Raw genomic sequence first — 6,742 nt, 5'->3', positions numbered from 1 at the left:
GCCGGCGGCGCGGCCTCAGGGCCTGCCGGCTGGCGCAGGGCGGTGGGCGGGCCCTGAGGCGCCTCGCGCTGCTGCTCCAGGGCGGTATCCGCGGGCAGCGGCGGCAGGCCACTGACAGCCGGCATCTGGCCATTGCGTGGCCCGCCGCCTTCGAAGCAACGGTCCACCATCTCCAGGTAAACCCGGCTGGCCTCGACATTCGACAGGCCGATCACCAACGAGGCGCGGCTGGCCTTGCCCTCCCGCAGGGCCACTGTCGCCACCCAGGGGATGAAGGGGTCGTTGGCCGCGCCGGTCGGGTTGATCTGGCCGCAGACGGCGAAGCTCTCCGGCACCTGCTGCGGATAGACCTGAATGGCGCGCAGGCTCATGTCCCCGACGATGCGGAGCCGGGCACGCACCTGTTCCTCGGCGGCCCGGCGCGCCTCCGTCATGGCGGCCTGCGCCGCCCCTGACTGCTGCTGCGCCTCCGGCGGGTCGTCGCAGCCGGGAAGCCCGAGCAGGGCCAACAACAGAAGCGCAGGGGTTACTTTCAGCATCACAATCCAAACTCATCAGCCTCTGCCAGCGGACTGGCTTGGAGGGCAGATGGGGCTGGCTCCGGCCGGAACAAGCCGGAGGCGGCTCAGCCAGCCTCCAGCATCGCCTCGGCGGCTGCCAGGGCCTGCGTCAGCCGGTTGCAGGCCCGCATGGCGCTGACGGCAGCGAAGCGCGCGGCATCGGAGCCCGGCGCTGCTTCCGCCAGGCTGCGCAGCGGCGAGAGCACCGGCCAGGGCGGCTGCGGCAGCGCCGGGTCATGCGCCATCCGGTCGGTCGCAACATAGTCCAGGGGCACCAGGATGCGGGACAGGCGCATCAGCAGCCGGTTCCGCGCGGCTGCGTCCCGTGCCGGGCTGGCCTGCAGCCGCGCCAGCCGGTCCCGCAGCCGGGTGGTGGTGGCGAGCACCTCTTCCACCGGCACCTGGCCCGCCAGCCTCTGTGCCAGCCCTTTCAGTTCCTCCAGCAGGGAATCAAGCTGGGCGGAATGGTCCAGCGGCAGTACCGGGTCCGCCAGCAGGCGCCAGGTCGCATGCAGCAGGATGCGGGTGTCGCGGAGCAGATTGGCCTCGTCCACCTTGTCCAGCAGGTCCTGCGGCGTGTGCCACCACCAGCCCAGGGCGTTGCGGAAACCATCCGGCGGGGCGGGCTGCATGCTGATGCTGCCGAACATCGAGGGAATGCCGATGCCGGGGAAGGATTCGTCGCTGTTGCGGTTCTTGCGCCGCCCGGCATGCACTTGCCCGGAGACGGTCGAGATGGCATCCGCCGCCAGGGCGTTCAGCGGGGCCATGCAGCCGGCCTCGCTCAGCACATCGGCGCCGGCGCCGCCAAGGCTGTCCACGTTCACATGGGCGGCGCAGCGCTGCTCCAACTCGGCCCAGTTGCGATCGGCATACCAGGCGGAGCTGGCATAGCGCCCGTGGGAGTGGCCGGACCAGAAGCAGACCCGCAGCCCCCGCCGCCACTCCGCCCGCCGCGTGGCGCAGAGACGCGCCACCTCCAGCATGCCGATATTGGCGGAGCCGTTGTCCATGACGCCCCGATACCAGGTGTCCTGATGGCCGGAGAGCAGCACGAAGGGCGCCCCGGGATCGCTCCCGGGCGCATCCAACTCGCCGACCAGGATGGGGGTCTGGCGCCAGCCGGTATCCACCTTGGCATGCAGGGTCACCTGCGGCGCCTCACCCGCCGCCAGCCGCGCCGCCAGGGCCTCGCCATCCGCCTTGGAGACGGTGCAGACGGTGACACTGGGCAGGTCGGCCACCGTTTCCAGGCCGGGATTGCCCCAGACCGGCGAGATGCACATCTCGTGCAGGTGCCGGTGCGGGCTGACATGCAGCACGCCCGCCGCGCCGGCGCGCGAGGCGCGCAGCGCGACATCCGGGCTGGCAATGCCCCGCACCAGCAGCAGCGCCCCGCGCAGATTGGCACCCGCGAAACGCGCCGCCTCGCCGGCGCCCAGGTCCACCAGAGGCCCATTGGTGCCATTGGGGCCGGAAGCGCGGGACATGGAATGGGTGATGGCATTCACCCGCCTGCCATTCACCTCCACCCGCGCCGGGCCGGGCAAGCTGATATAGGCGTCGTGCATCAGCACCTGGGTACGGTAGCCGGCCGCATCCAGTTGCCTCCGCAGGAAGCGGATGCTCTCCATCTCCTCCGGCGTGCCGGAGAGCTTCACCCATTGCGCCAGCTCGGCGAGGTCCCGCATCATGCGTGGCCCGTCCACCTCGGCCCGCAGGCTCTCCAGCGGCATCCGTCCGCTCTCCCGTTCAGCCAAAGCCCTCATTTGGAGGGCCGGACGGTATCGGCGAAGGTGAAGGAGTCGGCTCGTGGCGTCATGGTCAGGTCCCGGCGCAGGCCCCAGATGGCCTTGGTGAAGTAGACCGGAACAATGGCGGAATCGCTAATGGCCTGGCGGGTCGCCTGCCGCACGAGGCCGGTGCGCCGGGCATCGTCCGGCTCGGCCTCCGCTTCGCTCACCATCCTATCAAGTTCCGGATTGGAATAGCCGGTGTAGTTGTTGCCGCCGCGCCCGCGGTCGCGGTCCATGGTCTGGGCCAGGGAGGACAGCGCCGAGGTCGCGAGGCCATTCGGCGAACCATAGCCGGCCATGAAGCTCGCCACATCCGGCCCGCCATCCGGCGCAGCGGAGCGGCGGCGGAAGAGGATGGAGATCGGCACCGTCTCCACCCGCGTCTGGATGCCGACAGTGCCCAACATCTGGCCCAGGGTCTGGCAGACCTTGGCATCGCCCGGATAGCGGTCGTTGGAGCAGGCCAGGGTCATGTGAAAACCCTTGGGGTAGCCGGCCTCCGCCAGCAGGGCGCGGGACCGGGCCGGGTCATGGGCCACCGGCTTCAGTTCCGCGTCATGGTTGTCGAGGCCCGGCGCCATGAACTGGCTGGCGGGCTCGGCGGCGCCTTCCATGGCGCGCTCGGCGATGGCGGCGCGGTTGATGGCATGGCTGAAGGCCTGCCGCACCCGCAGGTCCCTGAAAGGGTTTCGGGGCAGCGGCTGGCCATCCTCACCGGTGACGAAGGGCGACTGCTCCCGCCCCATCTCCAGTTGCAGGTAGATCATCATGATGGCCGTGGTGGACATCAGACGTGTATTGCCCGCTTTCTCGACCCGGTCGGTCAGGCCCGGCGGCACCGCGTCGATCACGTCCAGGTCGCCAGCCAGCAGCGAGGCGACACGCGCGCTGTCATTGGGCACGAAGCGGAAATCCACCGTCTGCCAATGAGGCTTGGTTCCCCAGTAATCCGGGTTGCGCGTCAGCGCCACGCCCTGGCCTGGGGTCCATCGATGCCAGCGGTAAGGGCCGGTGCCCACGGCCGCCTTGCCGCCGCGGAAATCGTCTGGCCTGGCATCCTTGGTCGCGCGGGCCGAAACGATGCCGAAAGTGGCGAGGCTGAAGGTCAACTGCGGCTGCGGTGTGCGGGTGCGGATGATAACGGTGCGCGGTCCCTCTGCCTCCACCGCGACGATCTCGCGCAGGTCGGACTTATAGGTGAGGGGCGTATCGGTCGTCTGATTGCGGAAGATCGTATGCGCCACGTCCTCGGCCGTCAGGGGCGTGCCATCGTGGAAGGTCACGCCTTCCCGCAGCGTAAGTTCCCAGGTTGTGGGGTCGCGCATCCGCCAGGCGGCCGCCAGGCCTGCGACGGGCTTCAGCGTCGCATCCTGCAACAGCAAGGGCTCGTAGATCTGCAGCGTGATGTTGCGGTTGGGCGAATAGGAACTGGCGGGATCGGCCACATCGAGTGCGGCGCGTAGGCCGACCCGCAGGGCCTGCGCGAAGCCCGGGCTGCCCTGCGCCATTGCGAGAACCGTAACGGCGCCGAGGGCGGCGCGGAAGGACGTTGCTCTCATGCATCAAAGGAAATCACGCAGCCGGGTCTCCCGCAACTGGCTTTGTCGACGCCCTGCGAAGAAGATACCTGAAGCGGCAGCCGGGCCGGCCGAGGCCTGGCGCTGATATCACAGGAGCTTCTCGATCGCGCCTTCGATGGCGGCGGGCTTGGTGATCGGCGCGAAGCGCGCCACTACCTCTCCTTGCCGGTCCACCAGGAACTTGGTGAAGTTCCATTGGATGCGCCCGGTGCCAAGCCAGCCACGCCGCGCCTGCTTCAGGTACCGGAAGATCGGGTGCGCCCCTGCCCCATTGACCTCCACCTTGGAGAAGAGCGGAAAGCTCGTGCGATAGTTGGTGGCACAGAACTCGGCGATGCTGCCGTCATCACCCGGCTCCTGCGCACCGAACTGATTACAGGGGAAGGCCAGGACCGTGAAGCCGCGCGGAGCCAGTCGCTGCTGCAGTGCTTCCAGTCCCTCGTACTGTGGCGTGAAGCCGCAGCGGCTGGCCGTGTTGACGATCAGCAGCACCTTGCCGCGGAACTCAGCCAGGGAGGTGTCGCTCCCGTCGGCGCGGCGTGCGGAAAGGCCATAGAGTCCAGACATGGAAGGCTCCTTCTGCGAGACGAATGACGTGACAACCGACCCGCCGGGGAGCCCGGCACGGAAGGCGGCGGTGCCCGGGATACCACGGAGAGGAGGACGGATCTCCCCGCGCCCACGCGTACCTCAAGGGCTCAACCGGCATATCCTGGCGGAGCGGCAGAAGCTTCCACGCACTGCCCTTCGTGCAACTAGGTGCGATCCCGATCCTGCGCCGGGCTGGCCAGCCAAACAGTTCCGTAACCCTACGGAACGAGAACGATCAGAAGCCGCACAGTTCTGCGGCCCATATCCCGCTTCGGCTTCACGCCAACGCGCAGACGCGCGGCGCGGTGGAACGCCATGCCGGCCGCCTGGCGGCTGTTGCGGGCAAATAGCAGCCACTCCCCGGCAGCGGGCGCGGCGTCAGGGGCGGAAGGGCCGGCTGAGAAAGGCGGAGCCGGCCCAGCCGAAGCGCCAGGGCGTCTCACCGCCGCGGGTTACGCCGATGCGGGAGCCCGAGACCACCTCGGGCGGCGCCGCGCCCGCATGGATCGAGAAAGGCGGCTGGTCGAGCGGCTGGCCGTTCAACGCGCCCGTGATTCCGAGCGCCTGGCACAGCCGCCCCGGGCCAGCGCAAAGCAGCCGGGCATCGGAAAGCCCGCGCCGCTGTTGCATGAGGTCCAGGCCAGACCTGGGCTCCAGGGCGCGGATCAGTACGGCGCTCCCCAGCGGCTCGGGACCGCAGACAATATCGAGGCACCAGTGCAGGCCGTGCGAGCGATAGACATAGGCATGCCCCGGCGGCCCGAACATCGCGGCATTGCGGGCGGTGCGGCCGCGATAGCTATGGGAGGCCGGGTCCTGGTGGTCATAGGCCTCGGTTTCCACCACGACGCCCCCCACCCCTTCCACCAGCAACAGGGTACCGACTAGGTCACGGGCGACCTCCGGGGCGGGGCGCCGGAAGAAGGCAGGTGGAAGGAGAAGCACGGCGCCTCGGGAATGCAGGTGGCTGAGGAGTTACCTATAGCATCGGCTTCTGGCTGCACAGGCGAGCATCAGCACGAGCTAAAAGCGGGAGTTATGGCTGCGAGACGGCATCCGTTCTGGCCTCTGGTGCCCGGCGGTGGCCCCATGTGCCCTCAGAAAGAACCTCGGGGGATCACCAGATGCGCTACATCGACGCTTTCTGCCACTTCTTTCCCAAGCCGCTGTGGGACCGCATGCTGACCCTGGAGGGCGCCGGGCAGAATATCGGTTCCCGCATGCGCGGCATCCCGGCCATCTACGACCTGGATGAGCGGCTGCGCGTCATGGACCGCTTCAAGCAGCATGACTATACGCAGATCCTCTCCCTCGGCATGCCGCCGCTGGAATCCCTCGGCACGCCGGCGCTGAGCCTGGAACTGGCCAGGCTGGGCAATGACGGCATGGCGGAACTGGTCTCCCGCCACCCGGACCGCTTCGCGGGCTATATCGCCTCCCTGCCCATGAACGACCCGCAACTGGCGGCAGCCGAGGCCGAGCGCGCCTTCCGCGATCATGGCTGCAACGGCCTGCAGATCCACACCAACATCAACGGTGCGCCGCTCGACGAGGAACGCTTCTTCCCCGTCTTCGAGACGGCGGCGAAGTGGAACAAGCCGGTGCTGCTGCATCCCTCGCGCGGCTCCGAGATGACGGACTACAAGACCGAGGACAAGTCGAAATACGAGATCTGGTGGACCTTCGGCTGGCCCTACGAGACCAGCGCCGCCATGGCGCGCCTCGTCTTCGGCGGCGTCATCGACCGCCTGCCGGACCTGAAGGTGCTGGCGCATCACCTTGGCGCCATGGTGCCCTATTTCGAGGGCCGCGTCGGACCGGGCTGGGACCAGCTGGGCAAGCGCACCTCGGATGAGGACCTCTCCCCGGTGCTGAAGCGGCTGAAGAAGCGCCCGGCGGAATACTTCAAGGATTTCTATGCCGATACCGCCGTCTTCGGCTCCCGCCCCGCCACGGTCTGCGGCCTGGAATATTACGGCCAGGACCGCGTGCTCTTCGCCTCTGACTGCCCCTTCGATCCGGAACGCGGCCCCGGCTATATCCGTGACACCATTGCGGTCCTGGAATCGATCGAGATGTCGGCGGAGATGCGCGAGAAGATCAACTTCCGCAATGCCGAGGCCCTCTTTGGCCTGAAGCGCAGCGGCGCGCAGGACCAGGCGGCGGACTGAACCCAGGCTGAGCAACGATCCCGGCGCCACGATCGGGACGGATG

Annotated in this window: 6 protein-coding genes; 1 reads left to right on the top strand and 5 read right to left on the bottom strand. The window is 68.5% G+C overall.

What is annotated here, in order from left to right; genetic code table 11:
• From IBL25_RS02620 to IBL25_RS02600, 5 genes are all read right to left on the bottom strand, one after another.
• Positions 1 to 539, bottom strand: a 539-nt coding sequence (locus tag IBL25_RS02620) for a hypothetical protein (protein ID WP_187777000.1), incomplete at its 3' end; no start/stop codon positions are given.
• 86 nt (positions 540 to 625) lie between these two features.
• Entirely contained in the window at positions 626 to 2,296 is a 1,671-nt protein-coding gene (locus IBL25_RS02615; RefSeq protein ID WP_187776999.1) for a M28 family peptidase, read from the bottom strand.
• A 29-nt stretch (positions 2,297 to 2,325) separates the two neighbouring features.
• On the bottom strand, positions 2,326 to 3,915 hold the full coding sequence (locus tag IBL25_RS02610) for an ABC transporter substrate-binding protein (RefSeq protein ID WP_187776998.1): 1,590 nt from the start codon (positions 3,913 to 3,915) through the stop codon (positions 2,326 to 2,328).
• Between the two features lie 108 nt (positions 3,916 to 4,023).
• Positions 4,024 to 4,503, bottom strand: a complete 480-nt coding sequence (locus tag IBL25_RS02605; RefSeq protein ID WP_187776997.1) for a glutathione peroxidase — start codon at positions 4,501 to 4,503, stop codon at positions 4,024 to 4,026.
• Positions 4,504 to 4,905: 402 nt separating this feature from the next.
• Positions 4,906 to 5,472 (bottom strand): DNA-3-methyladenine glycosylase, encoded by a 567-nt coding sequence (locus tag IBL25_RS02600; RefSeq protein ID WP_187776996.1) that lies wholly within the window; start codon positions 5,470 to 5,472, stop codon positions 4,906 to 4,908.
• 179 nt (positions 5,473 to 5,651) lie between these two features.
• Here IBL25_RS02600 and IBL25_RS02595 point away from each other — a divergent pair, with 179 nt between their 5' ends.
• Entirely contained in the window at positions 5,652 to 6,698 is a 1,047-nt protein-coding gene (locus IBL25_RS02595) for an amidohydrolase family protein (protein WP_187776995.1), read from the top strand.
• Positions 6,699 to 6,742 lie beyond the last annotated feature (44 nt).

It is taken from the genome of Pseudoroseomonas ludipueritiae, assembly GCF_014490445.1.
GTDB classification, from domain to species: Bacteria; Pseudomonadota; Alphaproteobacteria; order Acetobacterales; family Acetobacteraceae; genus Pseudoroseomonas; species Pseudoroseomonas ludipueritiae.
This window is presented reverse-complemented; position numbering and strand designations above follow the sequence as displayed.

Excerpts from the sequence above, each read along its gene's own strand:
- IBL25_RS02605 (WP_187776997.1), bottom strand. The coding sequence starts at position 4,503 with ATGTCTGGACTCTATGGCCTTTCCGCACGCCGCGCCGACGGGAGCGAC.
- IBL25_RS02595 (WP_187776995.1), top strand. The coding sequence starts at position 5,652 with ATGCGCTACATCGACGCTTTCTGCCACTTCTTTCCCAAGCCGCTGTGG.
- IBL25_RS02610 (WP_187776998.1), bottom strand. The coding sequence starts at position 3,915 with ATGAGAGCAACGTCCTTCCGCGCCGCCCTCGGCGCCGTTACGGTTCTC.
- IBL25_RS02615 (WP_187776999.1), bottom strand. The coding sequence starts at position 2,296 with ATGCCGCTGGAGAGCCTGCGGGCCGAGGTGGACGGGCCACGCATGATG.